The following is a 19,295-nucleotide window of genomic DNA, read 5'->3' as shown; positions in this document are numbered from 1 at the left end:
GCGGGGCCGACCCCCGCCCCCGGCGGGGGCCCCCCCCGGGGGGGGGGGGGGCGGGGGGGGGGGCCCCCCCCCCCCCGGCGGCGGGGGGGGGCCCCCCCCCCGGGGGGGGCGCCGGCCCCCCCACCGCTGTGTCGCCCTCCGCTCGGAGACTGCCGGGCGGGCTACGGGGCGGCGAGCGTCTCACCGGTCGACGTAGCTGAGATCGCCTACGGTCCATGCGCTGACGTCCTTGATCGCGACTCGGTACATGCCGCCCGTCTCCGGGATGCCGAGGCTTCCCTGCAGGATCCGGGCGAGATGAAAGTGCAGATGCGTGGGCGCCTCGCCGCGAACGGGCTGGTTCCCTCGTGGGCCGTGGGTGAAGACGTCCGAGAACGGGCCGAGACGGTCCGAGCCCTTCAGGACCTCCGCCACTCGCTCCCTCCACACGCCCTCGGGGGCCAGCCGGCCGGTGATGACGGCGCCGCCGACGACCACGGTCAGCGACATCTGGTTGCTTCGCTCGGACTCCACCGCGGCGGAGATGGCGATGAGCAGCTCATCAGGGTTCGACATGACGGCAGAGCTTATGCCGCCCACGCGTACCCGGACCGCCCGCAGGGCTGAAACGGTTGCGCGGGCGGCAGGAGGCGGCTACCGCCACCCGGTGAGGGCCGACCACGGCAGGGTTCTTCCTCCACCGGAAGGGTGAAATCTACTCTTGCCAGAGTAGACTTTCGCGCGTCCCGTGGATACGCTCTTCCCGTAGACACGGTCGAAGGAGACCCGCCAGACACGAACTGGCGGGTGGCTGAATACGAAGTACGCAGGTCAGTGCGGCTGTCGAGCCTCGAAGCCACAGTGTTCCCAGAACGGTGACGGGACTGACAGCCGCACTGGGCGGCTCGCACGTTGAGGAGCCGCCAACAGCGGTACCCGTTCATTCAGTTGTTGGTCCCGAGAGGAATGGAGGAGCAGACGCCATCAGGATCGCCCGGCCCGAGAAGCACTCGGCCCGGGTAACCGCAAGACCCCGGAATGGATGGTGGTCCCCGGTCACGCAGTTGCGATTCCCCGCTCCGCCCTGCCGGGCCGGGTAGCGGAAACAGAAGGTCGGCACAGCAGTAGGGCCGACAGATGGTGTTGAATTCCCTTCGGGGCCCTGGTGCCGTACGGCGCCGGGGCCCCTCGACGCGTTGCACAGCGAGGTGACATGACATCGGACAACCCTCTGAATGATCGTCTGGACGACGACGACTACCCCGCGTACACGATGGGCCGGGCAGCCGAGATGCTCGGCACCACCCCGGCCTTCCTCCGAGCCATCGGTGAGGCTCGTCTGATCACTCCGCTCCGCTCGGAGGGAGGACATCGCCGGTATTCGCGCTACCAACTGCGGATCGCCGCGCGCGCCCGCGAACTCGTCGACAAGGGGACCCCGATCGAGGCCGCGTGCCGCATCGTCATCCTGGAGGACCAGCTTGAGGAAGCGCAGCGCATCAACGCCGAGTACCGCCGTGCCGCCGGCGAATCGGCGGTCAGTTCCGGCTCGGGCTGAACGCGCGCGCGGGGGCCGTATCCGGAGCGCCGTTTGGTGGCCGAAGGAGAGTACGGCTCGGAAGGCCGCCGGTGGGAGCGAGGACAGCGTCGGATTCTCAGCAGCGACGGGATGAAGCCCGGCCGGTTCTGCGCGTCCGGCGCACCCGGGCCGGCCCCACCAGGACGCCCGCAGGATGGGCACCGACCTGTACCACCCTCCGGCCCGCGCTGCGAGGAACCGGCCACGCTCGCCGGCATCGGCATGGACCACTCGCCCGCGCGGAACGCGGCCAGGAGATGAGGACCATCGCCATGGGACCTTGGCGGGCCTGCCGGACCGGCCGTGGGATCGCCGTCGCCGAACCACCTGGCGGTCCAGGGGCGGGACCGCTGTCCGTGCGGCTCGCCCGGTACGCCATGAGGTGGACGGGGCCTTGTTGCCGTGTGCAGGTCATGGACAGGGCAACTGCTACGATCCGGCCACTTGCCTGGGGGGATGTCTGAACGTCATATGTGCCGCGCGCCCATGGCCTGCGGCTCAGGCGGCGCATGCGCAGGTCTCTCCACGCCTTTGCCTACCGTCCCGGAGAGGTCCTGCATGGGTAGACGCGCGCTCGTACGAGGCGCCACCGCCGCCGTTGCCTTCACACTGGCCCTCGGCCTCGGCTCGCCGACGGTCGGCAGCGCGCACGCTGAAACGGCCACCGGAGAGGTGACCGTGCCGGCCACCCCGGCTCTGCTTCCGCAGACGAGTCTGCTGAGCGCGGGGCCCTCGGGGTTCCTCCGCTACGAGCACGGGCGCGGCCAGTTGTGGACGACGTACGACGGCGTCGACACGGTCGTCGACGCGTCCGTGACGGCCGGGACCGGGGTCACCAGTGCCGGCGCGGGCTCGGACGTCGTCGCCCGCTACGACGGCTCCGCCAGGACCGTGACGCTGCGGGACATGACGTCCGGCCAGGTCAGCACGGTCGCGCTCCCCGACGGGCAGGCATACTTCAGCACCCTCGGGTCCACGGTCGTCACGACCACCGGAACCCCGGGCACCGACTCCGTGTGGCATCTGCTGGACGTCCGGGACGACGGCTCCGTCGCCGATCGCACGGTGGAAGGCGTCCCCTCCGGCGTCTATCTGTCGTCCCCTTCGTCGCAGGGTGACGCGCACGGACAGGTCGTGCGGTACCGCAAGGGCGACGACGACTTCACCGGCTGGCTCGATGTCGCGCAGGGGCGCCTGACGACGCTGCCGTACGCCGTGCAGTCGTGGTACTACCTGGTCGCGCTCAGCGCCACCCACCTGGTGTGGTGGTACGACGGCACTCTGCACATCGCCTCCCGCAAGGACCTGACCACAGCGCCGCGGACCATGCCGCTCGCCGACGTCGGGCAGGTGCTGGGCCTGGTCGGTGACACCGTCGTCGTGTCGCGGTACGACTCCTCCCTTGGCCGCTACGACACCGGCCTCCCGGTCTGGCGGGTCGACGCCGTCCCCCTCGACGGCTCCGCGCCGCGGACGCTGCTGGCCAGGACGTCCCGGCAGGCCGTGCCGACTCCGGACGGCGGGCTCCTGGTGCCGGGCGGCACCGGCCCGGACCAATGGGGTGTCTCCCTCGTCGAGCCGGCCGAAGGCGGCGGGGTCACCGTGCGCAGGGTCGCGGACGCGTATCCCCGGCCGACCGTCCACAGCGTCTCCCAACTGTCCCTCGCCCAGGGGCGGTTGACCACCGTGGAGCAGGACCCCGAGGGGGAGTGGACGTATCTCCACACCCGTGAGACGGGCGCGACCGGCTCCCCCACGGTGGGGGCACGCACCACCCGGGGCCGCATCGCGCCGGAGAACTACTCGCAGGGCCGCCCGCACCTCCTCGACACCGGTGACGGCCGGACGGTCATCTCGGGTTACGGCACGAGCACCGCCCAGCAGCCCCACCTCCTCGGGCCCACCCAGTCGCTGCCCGGCACCCGCATCGACAGCTCCCGCGTCTACCAGTCCGCGACCGCCGCCAGTGGCCGTTTCGCCGCCCTGACCAGGCCGTGGACCAGCACCGGAACGGCGGAGACCCGGGTCGTCGACCTCGACTCCGGGCGTACGGTGTTCACGACGACGGAGGGCGTGCGGGCGCTGTGGGGCACCACCCTGTGGGTGATGTCCGGCAACGACACCGTGGTCCCCGTCGACCTGCTGACCGGGCGGCGCGGCGAGCCGGTGTGGTTCGGAAGCGGCTGTCTGCTGAACGGCTTCCAGGCGGTCGGCCGGTGGCTGCTGTGGAACTGCGTGCTCAACTCGGAGGGCCAGGGCGTCTACGACACCGTCACCGAACGGAACCTGACCCTCGTCTCCGGCTCCGACTGGGAACAGGCGAAGCTCGGCGACGGCTTCGTCGCGACGACCGAGGCCGGGCAGCTGAAGGTGATCGACGTCCGCAGCGGGACGCCCGTGTCGCACACCGCTGGCAGGTTCGAGGGGAACGCCTGGGACGTCGACCCGTACACCGGCGTGATCGCCCAGCTCCGCTCCGACAACACCATCCGGCTGACCCCGAGCGGCGTCCCCGTCTCCTCCCTCGTCCAGCGCGACGCGACCCTCGCCACCTCGGTGGACGTCAAGGGCGGCGCCGCACAGTGGAGCCCGAAGTGGTGGCTGAACAAGCCCGCGGCCTCCTGGAAGCTCGTGATCGGCACCAAGGCCGGTACGGCCGTGCGCACGCTCTCCGGCGGTCTGGCGCGCGGTGTGGTGACCCCGGCGTGGAACGGCAAGGACGGCTCCGGCCGGCTGGTGCCCAACGGCGCCTACGCCTGGACGCTGACCGTCACCCCGGCGGACGGGCGGGGCACGGCGCTGACGAAGACGGGCACGGTCAAGGTCTCCGGGGCCGCCGCGGCCCGCCGTGACTTCGTCGGGTCGGACGGCTTCGGCGAGCTGGTGACGCTGAACGGCTCGGGCGGGCTGACGTACCAGTACGGGACGGGGAAGGGAACGTTCACCGGGAAGCGCACGGGCTCCGGGTGGCCGACGACGGTGAAGGCCGTGCCCTTCGGCGACCTGAGCGGTGACCGGTGCAACGACGTGCTCGTCCGGTTCAGCAGCGGCGCGCTGCGCGCCTACCGGCCCGCGTGCGGGGCGGCGGTGACGCCGTCCACCGCGTACACCTCGCTGGGCACGGGCTGGAACCAGTACGACGTGCTGACCTCGCCCGGGGACATCAGCGGTGACGGTCGGGCCGATCTGATCGCCCGCCAGTCCTCGACCGGCGACGTCTACCTCTACAAGGCGACGAGCACGGGCAAGCTCTCCGCCAAGGTGAAGATCGCGTCCAAGTGGACGGGTTACAAGAAGATCGTGGGCGCGGGTGACCTCAACGGCGACGGCTACGGCGACCTGCTGGCGCAGGACAAGTCGAACGAGCTGTGGCGCTACGACGGCACCGCGACCGGCAAGTTCAAGAGCCGCGTGAAGGTCTTCAACGACTGGGGCTCGTCGTACAACGTGATCGTGGGCGTGGGCGACATCACCGGCGACGGCAGAGCCGACATCGTCTCCCGCGACACCTCCGGCATCCTCTGGCGCAACAACGGCAACGGCAAGGGCTCCTTCGGCGGCCGTACGAAGATCGCCACCGGCTGGCAGGGGTACAAGGCCCTGTTCTGACCCGGTCTTCACCACCGCCCCACGGGCCCGGACGACGCGCTTCGTCCGGGCCGGTCGGACGGTTGGGGTGGGTCGGGCGGTTCTGGGCCTGGGGACTGGGGCCTGGGGACTGGGGACTGGGGGCGAGCGTGGGTGGCGGGGTGGCTGGGATAGCGTCCCTACTCACTCCGTACAGGTGAGAGGGATGCCGTGAAGGTTCAGGCGGGTGGGCTGGGGGCCCGCCGGTGGATCGTGTGGGGGGCCATCGCGTTCGGGGCGCTGTTCTTGGGCATCGGACTGGTCCTGACGGGGGTGTCGGTCTCCTTCCTGGCGTCTGCGGAGCGCACCCGGGGCACGGTGGTGGGCATGGAGTGGCGGTACGACCAGCGCAACGACCGCGGCGGCGTATCGCGCACCAGGCGGGTGCATGACGAGCCCGTGGCGTACCCGGTGGTCGAGTTCACGTCGGCAGACGGCATACGGAGGACGTTCCGGAGCGACACGGGTGCGAACCCGCCGGCGTATGAGGAGGGTGCGGGGGTCGAGGTGCGGTACCGCGCGGACTCCCCCGAGGACGCGCGGATCAACGGGTTCGCCTCCTTGTGGCTGCTGCCCCTGGTCTTCGGTGGGATCGGGCTGGTGATCGCGGGAATCGGGACGGGCGTCGCGCTGGCGACGCGGGGCCGCTCCCGGTCCGTGTCCGGCCGCCGGTGAGTCCTCGGTAACGGTCCCACCGCGGAACGGCCCCGGCCGTCCAGCGGCGGTCGGTCGCGGCCGGGGCGGGCGGTCGCGGTCGGGGCGGGCGTGCGGCCCTCGGCGTTGCGGGCGCCGACCAGGTAAAAGGGCGGAGCTTGCGGTGGTTGGCGGACCGCGGGGCGCGTTGTTTCCTTACGCTGGGTTTGCGGTACAAGTGGGTTCGCGGGCCGAGAGGTTGAGGATGAGTGCGGAGATCGTTCAGTTCACGGGGCCGGCGGATCCTTGTCCGACAGCGGCCCTGGGTGCCTATGGCACGGGGCTGTTGACCCTCGCCGTCACCGGTGACAACACCACGCTCGGGCGGTGAGCGGCCCCCACCCGGTGCCGCCGGGCGCACCGCAGGCGTCCGGCCCGCGATCGGTCGCGGCCGCCGGCGGCATCGATGTGGCGATCACCGGTGACGGCGCCCGTGTGGTGATGCTTCCGCCGGAGGCGGTGCGCTGGGCGCGGGAGGTGAACGCGCCGCCCGGGGCGGCGAATCTGCCCGGATCGGCGTCCGGGATGTTCGTGGGCCGCGGCCGGGAACTGGCGCGGCTGCGGGAGCTGCTGGCCCGGGAGGGCGAGGCCGCGGTGACCCCGTCCTCGTCCCGCACCCGGGCGATCCACGGGCTCGGCGGGATCGGGAAGAGTTCCCTCGCGCTGCGCTACGCCCACGAGTACCGAACCGAGTACACGCTCGTGTGGTGGATCACCGCCGAGTCCGCCGAACAGATCACCACGGGTCTGGCCGCCCTTGCGCTACGGCTGTGCCCGCACTGGGCGGCGGCGGTGGGCGTGCCGGAACGGGCGGCGTGGGCGATTCTCTGGCTGCAATGGCATCCGGGCTGGCTGCTCGTCTTCGACAACGTGGAGGACCCGAAGGACCTGCGCCATTGCCTCGGGGCGCTGCCCGACGGCCATCACCTGGCCACCAGCCGCAAAGCGACGGGCTGGCACGACATCGCCCCGACCATGGCCCTGGGCCTGCTCGACCCGGACGCCTCCGCGGACCTGCTGTGCGCCCTCGCCCTCGGGCCGGGGCAGTCGCCGACTGGGGAACAGCGCCGCCAGGCCGAGGATCTGGCCGCGGAACTCGGGTATCTTCCCCTGGCGTTGGAGCAGGCGGGCGCCTATCTGTACCAGACCGGCACCGAACTGGGCGCATACCGGCGGCTGTTGGGCCGGGTCGTGGACAGGGCGGCGGACGGCACGGATCCGGAACGTACCATCGCCCGCGTCTGGAACCACACGTTGAGCGCCATCGAAGGCCGTGACCCGCTGGCCGCCCGGTTGCTCCACACGATGGCGTGGCTGGCGCCCGACGACATCTTCCGGACGCTCCTCGCTCCGGTGGCCCCCGACCCGGTCGCGCTGGGCGACGCGCTGGGCGTACTGCACGCCTACAACATGATCGCCTTCACCGCCGACCGCCAGGGCCTCACCGTGCACCGCCTGGTGCAGACCGTGCTCCGCATCCGAGCCACCGCCGAATCCCCCACCGCGGTGCGGGGCTGGCAGGAGGCCGAGCAGGGGCTGTGCCAGGCCATGCCCGACGCGGACGCCGTGGCACCGGAGCGGGACGCGCGGTGGGAACGCCTCCTCCCCCACATCTTCGCCCTGGCCGAATCCGCGCCGCCCGACCGCCCGGCCTCATCCCAGTTGGCCGACCTGTACCAGGATGCGGCCCACCACCTTGACCGACAGGGCCGAAACGCCGACTCCGTCCCCCTGCGCACCGCCGTCGTCGCGCATCGCGAACGGGTACTGGGCGACACCCACCCCGCCACCCTGACCAGCCGCAACAACCTCGCCGGCGCCTACGAGGACGCGGGGGATCCGGGGCGGGCCATCCCGCTGTTCGAGTCCACCCTCGCCCAACGCGAGCGCGTACTGGGCGACGCTCACCCCGCCACCCTGCGCAGCCGCAACAACCTGGCCCTCGCCTACAGCGAGGCAGGGCATGTGGAGCGGGCCATCCCGATGTTCGAGGCCACCCTCGCCCAGCGCGAACAGGTACTGGGCGACACCCACCCCGCCACCCTGACCAGCCGGAACAATCTGGCGCTCGCCTACAAGAGGGTGGGCGACCTGGAGCGCGCCATCCCGCTGTGCGAGACCACCCTCGCCCAGCGCGAACAGGTACTGGGCGACGCTCACCCCGAGACCCTGACCAGCCGGAACAACCTCGCCCGCGCCTACCGGGCGGCGGGCGACCTGGCGCGCGCCATCGCGCTGTCCGAGACCGCCCTCGCGCAGTCCGAACGGGTGCTGGGCGACACCCATCGCGACACCTTGACCCTCCGGAACAACCTCGCCGGCGCCTACGTGGCGGCGGGCGAGCCGGCGCGCGCCGTCCCGTTGTACGAGGCCACCCTCGCCCAGCGCGAAGGACTGCTGGGCCCCACCCACCCGGCCACCCTGCGCACGCGCGCCAATCTCGCCATCGCCTACGAGAAGGCGGGGGATCCGGCACGGGCCATGCCGCTGTACGAGTCCGCCGTCGCCGACTTCGAGCGGGTACTGGGGGACACCCACCCCGACACCGTGGCCGCCCGGAAGAACCTCGCCGCTGCTCGCCGGGATGCCCAGGCAGTGCGGCGGTCAGGTGCTGCATTGGCATCACCGGGATCACCGGGTCGGCGGACTGCGCCTCCGGCCGCCGAGCCGAGCCCCCCGGATCGGTGTGACTATCACTCCAGGTGACTTCTCCACTGCCTACCGTCACCATGGAGGACGATCGATGAACATCACTTTGAAGCGCCTGCTCGGCACCACCGCGGCGGTGACCACCGGCACGGCGGCCCTGCTCGGTGCCGGCGCCGGTACCGCAGGCGCAGGCGGCGCCAACGGCCGGGCGCACTGCGAACGCGCCGAACGGATCATGTGGAGCAGCGGGCCCAGCACCGACGTGATCGGCCACCGGTGCGACCTGCCGGACGAAAAGCGCCGCTGGTACACCATTGAGATCGACACGCTCGTGCAGACCCACCACCATATGGACTATCTGGACGGAAAGGTCGACCGGACCGAGACCCTGCACGGCAGAACCGTCAGATGCCTGGGCTACACCTCCGGTAACGGCACGGTGCACTGGTTCGGCTGCCCGCCCTCCTGACGCCCCCGCCGGGGGCTTCCGTGCCGACGCCCCGCCCCTCCCGGCCCGGCAGGTCGCCGCACGGCGGGGGCGGCGGGGGTCGGCCACCGCGGGCGCCCCCCGCGGTGGCCGGCTGAACCGGCATGGCCGGCCCTCCAGGGCTGTCCCTCCTGAGAGCTACGCGCAGATACCCGCCACAGGGTGACGATTCCGGGCCGCCCGATCCCTAGATTCAGTGGTGGCAGCCGCGCTCCGGCCGAGAAACCCGGCGCGGGGCCTGGTACGGAATGCGGTGCCGAGCATGTGTCGCACCGCCCCCGTCATCCACGTCGTTTCTCGGTTCACTGTCTTTCGGGAGGGCTCAATGATGCGCGCAATCAGGGCGACCGCCATGGCGGCGCTGTGCTGTACGGTCGCCGGCGCGGGGGTTGTCGCCTGCGCGGAAGTCGCCCGGACACAGTCGCAGCCGGCGTCCGCCACGACCGCGCGACAAGACCACGGGGATCCGTTCACCGGGACGAAGAAGATCCGTGCCGCGGGCCATTCGGTGAACGTCTCCTGCTCCGGACGTCCGGCGGCCGGCAGGCCGGTCGTCATCCTGATGGCCGGTGGCGGCGACGGGCTGGACACGATGGCCGACCTGCAGAAGACCGTGGGCAAGAAGGACAGGGTCTGCTCCTACGACCGGCTCGGCGAAGGCGCCAGCGATCGGCCCGACGGCCTCCAGACCGCTGCGAGCAGCGGAAAGGTCCTGACCGCGGTGCTCGACCGGCTCGCCGGGGACGGTCCGGTCGTCCTGGCCGGCCACTCGCTGGGCGGTCTGATCGCCGCCCGGTACGCCCCCGACCATCAGGACCGGGTCAAGGGGCTGGTGCTGCTGGACGCGACGATACCGACCTTGACCGCCGACATTTCGAGGGTGATTCCCGAATCGGCGACCGGACTTGCTGCGGAACTGCGTGCGCAGACCCTCGCGGTGGACAAGGGCGAGAACCCGGAGAAGTTCGTCATCGGCGACGCGAAGGTGCGCTCCGCAGGAGACATTCCCGTGGAGATCGTCAAGCATGACAAGCAGTACGACTCGGTTCCCGAATACGGGCCCGCGCTGGAACGGATGTGGTCCGAAGGGCAGCGCCAGTGGCGTGCGATATCCAGCCGCAGCAAGCTCAGCACCGCCGCCGGAAGCGGCCACTACATCCACGTCGACCGACCCGACATCGCCGCCAAGGCCATCCAACACGTCACCACCAAGGCCACCACCCACCACCGATAGCTCACCGGTCCCGCAGACAACTGACCCGCTGGCGCACGCGTCAACACACGTCTCACCGGTGGTCTGTTGGGCGGGAGCCCTGGGGTCAGGTGACCAGGCCGCGACGGTAGGCGTAGACGACTGCCTGGACTCGGTCGCGTAGGTCGAGTTTGGTGAGGATGCGGGAGACGAAGGTCTTCACGGTTTCCTGGCTGATCTGGAGGGTCCCGGCGATCTCGCTGTTGGACAGGCCGTCGGCGATCAGCCGGAGCACTTCCAGTTCGCGTGGGGTCAGCGGGATGTCGTTCGGTCCGCCGCCCTCGGCGGGCCTGATCCGGGCGGCGTAACGGCCCACGAGTTGGCGGGTGACGTCGGGGTCGAGCAGGGCCGCGCCGGTGGCGACGGTTCTGATGCCGTGCAGGAGTTGGGCGGGCGGCGCGTCTTTGAGGAGGAAGCCGCTGGCGCCGGCGCGCAGCGCCTCGTAGACGTACTCGTCCAGGTTGAACGTGGTCACCACGAGGATCTTCGCGGGGTGGGGGACGCCGGCGCCGGCCAGCAGGCGGGTGGCCTCGATGCCGTCGAGCACGGGCATGCGGACGTCCATGACGACGACGTCCGGGCGGAGCCGGCCGGCGAGGTCGACCGCGGCCCGCCCGTCGGCGCATTCGCCGGCGACCTCCAGGTCGGGCTGTGCGTCGATGATGGTCACCAGGCCGGTGCGGACGAGCATCTGGTCGTCGCAGACCAGGACGCGGATCGGGGCGGTCATGAGGGGTTTCCGGCGCGTATGCGGGCCCGTACCAGGAAGCCGCCGCCGGCCCGCGGGCCGGCGCTGAAGTCGCCGCCCAGGACGTCGACGCGTTCCCGCAGGCCGGCCAGGCCGCGTCCGCTGCCGCCCGGTGCGGCCGGCTGCGCGGCGGACGCGTCCGTGCTGACCTCCACGGTGATCTCCTTCTCGGTGTGGCGCACCCGGACGGCGGTATGGCTGCCGTACGCGTACTTGAGGGCGTTGGTGAGTGCTTCCTGGACCACCCGGTAGGCGACGAGGTCGGCGCTGCCGGTCACCTGTGCGGGGGTGCCGTCCTCGGTGAAGTCCACCGGCTGTCCTGCCTCGCGTGTCTGGTCCACCAGGGTGCGCAGCCGGCCCGCCGACGGGGTTCTGGTGCCGGTGCCGTGATCGGGGTTGAGGAGGTCGAGCAGGTGACGCAGGTCGGTGATGGCGCGCCGGCCGGTGTCCGTGACGGCGGTCAGGGTCTGGTCCAGGCGGTCGGGTGCGGCGGTCAGATAGCGTGCCGCCTCGGCCTGCACCACCATCGCGGTGACATGGTGGGTGACCACATCGTGCAACTCGCGGGCGATACGGGCTCGTTCCGCGGTCCGGGTCTCCTGCGCGACGCGGCGGCGGCGTTCGGCCTCCGCGGCCCGCGCCGAGCGCAGCCAGCCTCCGATGCCCCAGGCGAGGGCCAGCGCCAGGTAGAACAGCACGAACTCGCCCGCCGGTTCGCCCGAACCGAGCCGGTACAGCGCGAGGGCCAGCGGCACGTACGCCGCCGAGAAACCGAGCGCGGTGGCGCGCCGGTGCCGTTCCAGGCGGGAGCCCACGCCCAGCAGCGCGAGGGGCAGCGCGGTGCCCGCGAGCGAGTGGTAGCCGCGCAGTTGGTCCACGGCGAAGCCCGCGGACACCAGCGCCAGACAGGCCACCGGCCACCGCCGGGACACCGTCAGGGGAAGGCATTCCAGGGCGATGGCCAGGACGGCGAACACATCGAGGGGGCGGGGCGGCAGGCCGCCGAGCTGGGTGCCGTGACTGTGGAACGACGGCACCAGCGACGCGGCGAACAGCAGCGGGCCGAGCAGCGGATACCAGGCTGTGATGTCGAACCCGCTGCGCGGCCGGGCGGGTCGCCTGAGGCTGATCACCGGGCGAGTGTAACGGTGGCGGCGGCCCGGTCGGTGCGCCGGCGGCGGGGCACCAGGTGGCCGCGGCGGCGGGCCAGCCACAGGAACACGATCGTCGTCAGCACGCCGAACACCACCGTGTACAGGCTGCCTTCGGGGCCGAAGTCGCCGCCGCTGATCGGCGTCGGCCCCGATGTGGCGGCGTCGAGCAGTCCCTGCGGGGTGCCGTTGCCGGAGACCTCGGTGCTGAAGATGCCGCCCACCGTGAAGTTCCAGCCGAAGTGCAGGCCGATCGGCACCCACAGATTGCGGGTGGCGATGTACGCGGCCCCGAGCATGCCGCCGGCCTCGACCGCGATGGCGACGGCACCCCACAGCTCGGCGTGCGGGTTGAGCAGGTGCGACAGGCCGAACAGCGCACCGGTCAGGGTCAGCGCGAGCCATGTTCCGGTGCGTTCCTCGATGATCCGGAACAGGACCCCGCGGTAGAGCAGTTCCTCCGTCACCGCGGCGGCGGCCATGAAGCCGAACAGGCCGACGGCACCGGCCGGCGAACCCAGGCCGTCCACGCGGTAGTAGCCGAGGAAGGCGAGGTTCCCGATGACGGCCCCGCACAGCACCACGCCGATCGCCGCTCCACGGACGATCGCGGCCCCGGCACCGGCGCGGGCCACCTCCGTGACCGGGCGGTGCTCGGTGCGCCGTACCACCCAGCCGTAGACGGGCACCGCGACGACCACGGTCAGGACGCCGACGACCAGCGTGAGCCACGGGCTCTTCTCCTGCGCCGCGGTGACGCCCCGACCACCGATGGACGAGACCGCCGCGACGGCCACAAGCTGCCAGACCAGCCTCATGAACACTCCTTCGCCCGGTCCGCGGCCGGTGCGCCGCGGCTGCCCCGAACGCTAGGGATCCGGCGGCCCGAGATCGTCACCGCACAGTGGACACCTGCACGTAGCTCGCACGGGGGACAGCCCGGGGGACGTCATCGCACGGGGTCGTTCACGCCCGCAGATAGGCGAGGACCGCAAGCACGCGCCGGTGCCCCTCGCCGTCGATGTGGAGTTCCAGCTTCTGCAGGATGTTGCCGATGTGCTTGTTGACGGCCGCCTCGGTGACGTACAGCGCGCGGGCGATGGCGGCGTTGCTGCGTCCCTCGGCCATCAGGGCGAGGACCTCGCGTTCGCGTGGGGTGAGGCGTTGCAGCGGATCGCGGCGGCGGTTGAGGAGTTGGCGGACCACCTCGGGGTCCACGACCGTGGCGCCCGCGGCGACCCGGGCGACCGCGTCGACGAACTCGCCGACGACGCTGACCCGGTCCTTGAGGAGGTAGCCGACCCCGGTGTCACTGCCCAGGTCGAGCAGATGGGCGGCGTAGGACTGCTCGATGTACTGGCTGAGCACCAGGACCGGCAGGCCGGGCTGCTCGCGGCGCAGCGCGACGGCGGCCCGCAGTCCGTCGTCGGTGTGGTCCGGCGGCATGCGGACGTCGGTGACGATGATGTCGGGCCGGTGCTCCCGTACCGCCGTGACCAGGGCGCCCGCGTCGCCGACCGCGGCGCGCACCCAACGGGTTCTCCGCGGCGGCGGCCAGCCCATGGTCGGTGAGCGGTGATCATCGCCCAGGGCCGGGGTGCAGCGCCGGTCGGCTCATCCCGGCCGGCGCAGGGTGGGCAAGGGGCTGTCCGTGGGACGGGCTTCATGGGCCTTTCAGGTGGTGGAGTTCTTCGGGGGTGAGGTCGGGGCGGGAGCGCAGCGCGTCGCGGACGGTCGTGGCCTTCTCCGTCGTGGCGTGCTCGGTCAGCCAGGCGAGGGCGAGGGCGATCGCCCGCCGTATCTCCCCGGCGGACAGGTCGCCGCGGGCCAGCAGCGGGCCGAGCACGAACCGGGCCCGTGCCGCGGACGCATGCTCGCCGAGCCAGGCGAAGGCGAAGGAGACCGTTCGCGCGGCGTCGGCGGGACCGAGTCCGGCGTCCGAGAGGAGCGGTTTGAGGACGATCGGCGCGCCGGCGACGGTGGCGTGGTCCTCCAGCCAGGTCAGGGCCAGCGCGCGGACCGCGGGGGCGTTCTCGGCGGGCAGGTCGCCGCGGGCGAGCAGCGGGCCGAGCACGAACCGGGCCCGCGGGGCGGGCGCGTGGTCACCGAGCCAGCGTAGTGCGGCGGCGGTCGCCCGCCGGGCGTGGTCGGGTGTGAGGTCGGTGCGTTCGAGCAGCGGTCGCAGCACATGTGCGGCGCTCGGCGCGAGGGGGTACCGGTCGAGCCAGTCGAGCGCGGCGGACGCGGCACGCCGTACGTCGTCGGCCGGCCGGTCGGCTCGGGCCAGCAGTGGTTTGAGGACGTAGCCGGCCCCGAAGGCGGTGGCGTGCCGGTCCAGCCAGGCGAGCGCCACGGCGGCGGACCGCCGGACCTGGTCCTCGGTCGCTTCGGGCCGGCCGAGCAGCGGGTCCAGCACGAAGCGGGCCTCCGCGAGCAACGCGTGCTCGTCGAGCCAGGCGGAGGCCGCGGCCAGTGCGCGCCGGGCGTCATCGGCGCTGAGGTCGGTGCGGGCGAGCACCCGCCCGAGCACATAGGCGGCGTCGACGGTGAGCGTGTGCCGGTCGAGCCAGGTGAGCGCGGCGGTCGCGGACCGCCGGGCGTGCTCGTCGGTCAGATCGGCGCGGGCGAGCAGCGGTTTGAGGACGTAGCCGGCGACGATGTCGAGGGCGCCCCGGTCGAGCCAGGCCAGGGCGGCGACGGCCGACCGCTGGGCGTCCGTGGGCCGCAGGTCGGTCCGGACGAGCAGGGCGTTGAGGACGAACCGGCCCTTCGGTGTGGTGGCGTGGTGGTCCAGCCACACCAGGGCGGCCGCGACCGACCGCTGGATGTCTTCGGCGGGCAGGTCGCCGCGGGCCAGCAGCGGGACGAGGACGTAGCCGGCGCCGGGCGTGGCGGCATGGAGGCCGAGCCATGCCGCGGCCTCCGCGACGGCCCGCCGTGCGGCCTGCGGGCCGAGGTCGGAGCGGGCCAGCAGCGGGTCGAGGACGAAGCGCGCCTCGGGCAGGGCCGCGTGCCCGTCGAGCCAGCGGTAGGCGGCGGCCAGCGCCCGCGGGGCCTCGTCGGCGCCGAGATCGGGGCGGGCAAGCAAGGTGTTCAGGACGAACTGGGCGCTTTGCCCGGTGGCGTGGTCGTCGAGCCAGGTGAGGGCCGCCGTGACGGCCCGCCGGGCGGCGTCGGGGGGCAGGTCCGCGCGGGCCAGCAGCGGTTTGAGAACGTAGCCGGCGCCGGGCCCGGCGAGATGACCGTCGAGCCAGCGCAGCGCCGCGGCGACGGCCCGCCGGGCCTGGTCGGCGGTGAGATCGCTGCGGGCGAGCAACGTGTTGAGCACGGACTGCGCCCTCAGGGTGCTGGCGTGGTGGTCGAGCCAGGTGAGCACGGTCGACGCGAACCGCTGGGTGTCGTCCGTGCCGAGGTCCGTGCGGGCGTCCAGGGCGTCGAGGACGTGGCGGGCCTCCGGCGCGGTGAGGTGGTCGCCGAGCCAGGCGAGGGCGGCGGGCAGCAGTTCCTGTGCTTCGCCCTGCGGGACGTCGGGGTGGGCGATCAGCCGGCCGAAGACGTATCCGGCGTCGGGTGTGGCGGTGTGCCGCTCCAGCCATGCGCGGGCCGCGGCGAGCGCCCGCCGGGCCTGGTCGGGGGTCAGGTCGCCGCGGGCCAGGATGACGTTGAGGACGTAACCGGCGCCCAGCGTGGTCTCGTAGTGGGCGAGCCAGGCCACGGCGGTGCGGATCGCCCGCTGGGCGTCGGCCGCGGTGAGGTCGGACCGGGCGAGCAGCGGTCTGAGGACATAGCCGGCGTCGCCGATCATGCGCTGGTCGAGCCACGTCAGGGCGGCCGTCACCGCCTGCCGGGCCTCTTCGGGGGTGAGGTCGGTGCGGGAGAGCAGCGGGGCGAGGACGTGCCCGGAGTCGTCGGCGGCGTGCTGGTCGAGCCAGGCCAGGGCGGCGAGGACCAGCCGCCGCACATCGGCATCGGCGAGGTCGGGCAGCGTGAGCAGGCGGCCGAGGAGGTACTTGGCCCGCTCGGCGGTGGTGTGCCGGTCGAGCCAGGCGAGGGTGGCGCGGGTGACCCGCCGGGCGTCGGCGGCGGGCAGATCGGTCCGCAGGACGAGGCGGCTGAGGACGAACTCGGCGTCGGCCGTGGTGGCGTGCCGCTCCAGCCAGACCAGCGCGGCGGCCAGCACCCGCGCGGCGTCCTCGGCGGCCAGGCCGGAGTGTTGGACGAGGCGGCTGAGGACCGACTCGGCGTCGGCCGCGGTGGCGTGCCGCTCCAGCCAGACCAGCGCGGTGGCCAGCACCCGGGCGGCGTCCTCGGCGGCCAGGTCGGTGCGGGCGAGCAGCGGGCCGAGGACGAACCGGGCCTCCGCGGTGGTGGCGTGCTGGTCCAGCCAGCGCAGGGCCGCGGCCGGTGCCCGCCGGGCGGCGTCGGCGTCCGTGTCGGTGCGGGCGAGCAGCGGGGAGAGGACGAACGTGGCCCGGTCGGTGATTCCGTGCAGGTCCAGCCAGGTGAGCGCGGCCCGCACGGCCCGGCTCGCGTCGCCGGGGCCGAGGTCGGCGCGCGAGAGCAGCGGCCGGAGGATGTGCCCGGCGTCGGGCGCGGTCGCATGGTGGTCGAGCCAGGCCAGGGCGACCGACAGCATCCGCCCGGCGTCCGCGGCGTTCAGGTCGGCGCGCGGCAGGAGGGTGCTGAGCACGTAGCCGGCGCTGTGCGTCGCGGTGTAGCGGTCGAGCCATACGAACGCGGCGGCGAGGGCCCGTTGGGCGTCGTCGGCGCGCAGATCGGTGCGGGCGAGCAGCGGTCTGATGACGTAGCCGGCGCCGGCGTGCGTGGTGTGCCGGTCGAGCCAGGCCAGCGCGGTGGTGACGGCCTGCTGCACGGCCTCGGTCGGCACGTCGGTACGGGAGAGCAGCGGGCCCGCGACATAGTTGGCCTCGCTGGTCAGACCGTGGGTCTTCAGCCACGCCAGTGCGGTCGGTACGAGCAACAGGGCGCCGTCGCCCGGCAGATGGCGCAGTCCGCGGTGGAGCACGTGCCGGGCGTCGTGGCCGGCGCCGTGGTCGGCGAGCCACGGGCTGACGACCTGCCCCCAGTTGTGCACGGCGGAGGCGGACCAGGGCGGTCCGGAGCAGATGGCGCCGAGCGCGTACCCGCCGACGTCGGAGTCGTGCCGCATCAGCCGGCCGACGTCGGTGGCGTGTTCGGTGAACCATGCGTCGAGCACGGCCGCGCTCGCGGCGGCCCGGTCGGCGAGGACCAGGTCGTTGACGAGCCGGCCGATGTTGACGGCGAACCGGCCGACGGTGCGGGCGCCGGTGAGGCAGCCGGCGAGCAGTGCGTGGGTGCCGGGGACGTCCGGCGCGGAGTCGGGCTCGGGCAGTATGACGGACTCGACGAGCTGGTCGGCGACGATGTCGTGGGCGACCGACAGCACCCCGTCCTCGTCCTCAAGCCAGCCCAGCGACACCAGCGTCGCCACCACGTCCCCGGCGGCGGGCACCTCGCCGGTGGCGTCGGCGACCGCCGCGTGCGCGGCCGCCACGACCTCCGCGTGTTCCTGCGGGCAGGCCGCGGCGGCGGCTGCCGCGGCCACCAGGCCGTGCGAGGCGCGGGCGGGGGTGTAGATGTTCGGGCGGCCGGGCACGGCGAGTTCGTCCTCGCTGAGCCGGCTGTGCAGCCAGGCGGGCAGTTCGCCGCCGGCCCGCAGCCCCGCCGTCTCCGGCATGGAGAGCACTCCGGCGTTGACGCGGCGCTCGATCTCGCGGGCGATCAGCAGGGCGACGATGGGGCGGTCTCCGCTGACCGCGAGCATCCGGTCCCGGCCCAGCTGCCGGATGGCCGTGGGGGCGAGGGTCCGCAGCACGTTGTCGGTGACCTGCCGCTGGAACGCTTCGTCCTGCCGCAGCTTCACCTCGTCGAACAGCTCGTGCACCAGCGCGCGATCGGCCTTCAGCAGCCAGCCGGGCCGTGCGGAGGCGAGCAGCGCCAGGGGGACGCCGCGGCGGCGGGCTTCGGGCAGCAGGTGGTGACGCAGGGCCAGCAGGTCGAGGCTGGTCTCGTTGAGGTCGACCACCAGCAGGACCGGGGTCGGCTCCGCGAAGGCCTGGTCGGCTATCTGCTCGATGACCGACTGGTTTTCCTTCTCCTTCTCCTTGTGGGGCAGGACGTGCAGCACGCGCCAGCCCTGTTCCAGTGCGAGCCGGCCCGCCTCCAGGCCGGTGCGGCTCTTGCCGGTGCCCGCCGTGCCCACCAGGAGCACGCCCCGGTCCTCGGACATCACCAGTCTGGTCAGCAGCTTCTTCGGGGATGCCTCGTTGTCGCTGCCCGGTGAGACGAACGGCAGCCGCTCCGGAGTGAGGTTCTTCTCGAAGTCACTGAAGCCCTCGACGAGTTCGCTCTGGGAGATCACCGCCCGCAGCCGGCGCACGGGTTCCCGGGCGGGCGGGTCGAGCGGCACCGCGCTGGGCCGTACGAAGTTGTCGGCGAGTACGGCCACGAACCCGGGGTCGCGCAGCGCCTCGGCCACCGGCTGGGCCTCCGCGCTGTTCGGCCCCGCGGCGCGCAGCCGGTGGGACTGCACCCCGATCAGGAACCTGTCGTGGGCGAACAGGGCGGTGCCGGACATGCCCTGCCAGGCGTCCTGGCCGTCGGGGCCCCGTTCGTGGGGGAAACGCGAGGTGATGGCGAGGTCGAGCAGCCCCGACTTCATGTTGGAGCCGAGCTGGACGCGTCCGGTGACCTCATGGGTGTCCCGCCGGTCGAAGCCCTCGAACCGCTCCGAGGCGGCCCGCTGGGCGAAGGCGGGAAAGCCGATGCCGGTGAACGGCACACCGCCCACCGCGTCCGGCAGGCTGCCGAAGACGACCTGCGGTACGGAGCCGAGGCCCGCGGGCGCCTTGTCGAGGCGCAGCAGCGCCATGTCCTGCCGGGTGCCCCGCCACACCACGGTGGCGGGCAGTTCGTCCTTGTGCCGGCCGAGCATCACCGTGCAGGCCGGGTCCGTGGCCCGGCCTAGCAGGTGTTCCACGGTGAGGACCAGCCGGGCGCTGATCAGATAGCCCGAGCCGTACTCGATGCTGCCGTCCCGTCTGACGACGACCTGCGCGACCCTGCGTTTGTCCAGCGGGCTCATCCAG

General features: G+C 72.7%; 12 protein-coding genes. 6 read left to right on the top strand and 6 right to left on the bottom strand.

The annotated features are described in order from the left end of the window. Positions 1-180: 180 nt before the first annotated feature. Positions 181-555, bottom strand: a complete 375-nt coding sequence (locus ACFYTE_RS38830) for a hypothetical protein (protein WP_388721263.1) — start codon at positions 553-555, stop codon at positions 181-183. A 637-nt stretch (positions 556-1,192) separates the two neighbouring features. Here ACFYTE_RS38830 and ACFYTE_RS38825 point away from each other — a divergent pair. From ACFYTE_RS38825 to ACFYTE_RS38800, 6 genes are all read left to right on the top strand, one after another. Beyond that, entirely contained in the window at positions 1,193-1,537 is a 345-nt protein-coding gene (locus tag ACFYTE_RS38825) for a helix-turn-helix domain-containing protein (protein WP_388721260.1), read from the top strand. 579 nt (positions 1,538-2,116) lie between these two features. Next, the gene (locus tag ACFYTE_RS38820) at positions 2,117-5,167 is read left to right on the top strand and encodes an FG-GAP-like repeat-containing protein (protein WP_388721257.1); all 3,051 of its coding nucleotides are present in this window, start codon (positions 2,117-2,119) and stop codon (positions 5,165-5,167) included. Positions 5,168-5,356: 189 nt separating this feature from the next. Then, positions 5,357-5,860: a DUF3592 domain-containing protein gene (locus ACFYTE_RS38815; protein WP_388721254.1), complete on the top strand. Its 504-nt coding sequence runs from the start codon at positions 5,357-5,359 to the stop codon at positions 5,858-5,860. 345 nt (positions 5,861-6,205) lie between these two features. After that, positions 6,206-8,584 carry a tetratricopeptide repeat protein gene (locus tag ACFYTE_RS38810; RefSeq protein WP_388721251.1) on the top strand — a complete coding sequence of 793 codons (2,379 nt, stop codon included), beginning with the start codon at positions 6,206-6,208 and terminating at the stop codon, positions 8,582-8,584. Positions 8,585-8,621: 37 nt separating this feature from the next. Then, the gene (locus ACFYTE_RS38805; RefSeq protein WP_388721248.1) at positions 8,622-8,996 is read left to right on the top strand and encodes a hypothetical protein; all 375 of its coding nucleotides are present in this window, start codon (positions 8,622-8,624) and stop codon (positions 8,994-8,996) included. 343 nt (positions 8,997-9,339) lie between these two features. Further along, a complete protein-coding gene (locus ACFYTE_RS38800) occupies positions 9,340-10,248 on the top strand; it encodes an alpha/beta fold hydrolase (protein WP_388721245.1) in 909 nt (302 codons plus the stop codon). Between the two features lie 85 nt (positions 10,249-10,333). Here the strand turns inward: ACFYTE_RS38800 and ACFYTE_RS38795 are convergent, their stop codons facing one another. The 5 genes from ACFYTE_RS38795 to ACFYTE_RS38775 form a co-directional block, all read right to left on the bottom strand. Then, a complete protein-coding gene (locus tag ACFYTE_RS38795; protein WP_388721242.1) occupies positions 10,334-10,996 on the bottom strand; it encodes a response regulator in 663 nt (220 codons plus the stop codon). Beyond that, a complete protein-coding gene (locus ACFYTE_RS38790; RefSeq protein WP_388721239.1) occupies positions 10,993-12,147 on the bottom strand; it encodes a sensor histidine kinase in 1,155 nt (384 codons plus the stop codon). The genes ACFYTE_RS38795 and ACFYTE_RS38790 overlap by 4 nt, the downstream gene beginning before the upstream one ends. Next, positions 12,144-12,983: a CPBP family intramembrane glutamic endopeptidase gene (locus ACFYTE_RS38785; protein WP_388721236.1), complete on the bottom strand. Its 840-nt coding sequence runs from the start codon at positions 12,981-12,983 to the stop codon at positions 12,144-12,146. The genes ACFYTE_RS38790 and ACFYTE_RS38785 overlap by 4 nt, the downstream gene beginning before the upstream one ends. 148 nt (positions 12,984-13,131) lie before the next feature. Further along, positions 13,132-13,728 carry a LuxR C-terminal-related transcriptional regulator gene (locus ACFYTE_RS38780; RefSeq protein WP_388721233.1) on the bottom strand — a complete coding sequence of 199 codons (597 nt, stop codon included), beginning with the start codon at positions 13,726-13,728 and terminating at the stop codon, positions 13,132-13,134. 100 nt (positions 13,729-13,828) lie between these two features. After that, a complete protein-coding gene (locus tag ACFYTE_RS38775) occupies positions 13,829-19,291 on the bottom strand; it encodes a trypsin-like peptidase domain-containing protein (protein WP_388721230.1) in 5,463 nt (1,820 codons plus the stop codon). Positions 19,292-19,295: the final 4 nt, after the last annotated feature.

It is taken from the genome of Streptomyces sp. NPDC004629, assembly GCF_042873595.1.
Taxonomy (GTDB): Bacteria; Actinomycetota; Actinomycetes; order Streptomycetales; family Streptomycetaceae; genus Streptomyces.
Note: the sequence above shows the minus strand (reverse complement) of the source record. Positions and strands in the feature narration are given on the sequence as shown.

Coding starts and splice junctions, on each gene's coding strand:
- ACFYTE_RS38825 (WP_388721260.1), top strand. CDS start 1,193: ATGACATCGGACAACCCTCTGAATGATCGTCTGGACGACGACGACTAC.
- ACFYTE_RS38830 (WP_388721263.1), bottom strand. CDS start 555: ATGTCGAACCCTGATGAGCTGCTCATCGCCATCTCCGCCGCGGTGGAG.
- ACFYTE_RS38780 (WP_388721233.1), bottom strand. CDS start 13,728: ATGGGCTGGCCGCCGCCGCGGAGAACCCGTTGGGTGCGCGCCGCGGTC.
- ACFYTE_RS38805 (WP_388721248.1), top strand. CDS start 8,622: ATGAACATCACTTTGAAGCGCCTGCTCGGCACCACCGCGGCGGTGACC.
- ACFYTE_RS38785 (WP_388721236.1), bottom strand. CDS start 12,983: ATGAGGCTGGTCTGGCAGCTTGTGGCCGTCGCGGCGGTCTCGTCCATC.
- ACFYTE_RS38775 (WP_388721230.1), bottom strand. CDS start 19,291: ATGAGCCCGCTGGACAAACGCAGGGTCGCGCAGGTCGTCGTCAGACGG.
- ACFYTE_RS38795 (WP_388721242.1), bottom strand. CDS start 10,996: ATGACCGCCCCGATCCGCGTCCTGGTCTGCGACGACCAGATGCTCGTC.
- ACFYTE_RS38820 (WP_388721257.1), top strand. CDS start 2,117: ATGGGTAGACGCGCGCTCGTACGAGGCGCCACCGCCGCCGTTGCCTTC.
- ACFYTE_RS38800 (WP_388721245.1), top strand. CDS start 9,340: ATGATGCGCGCAATCAGGGCGACCGCCATGGCGGCGCTGTGCTGTACG.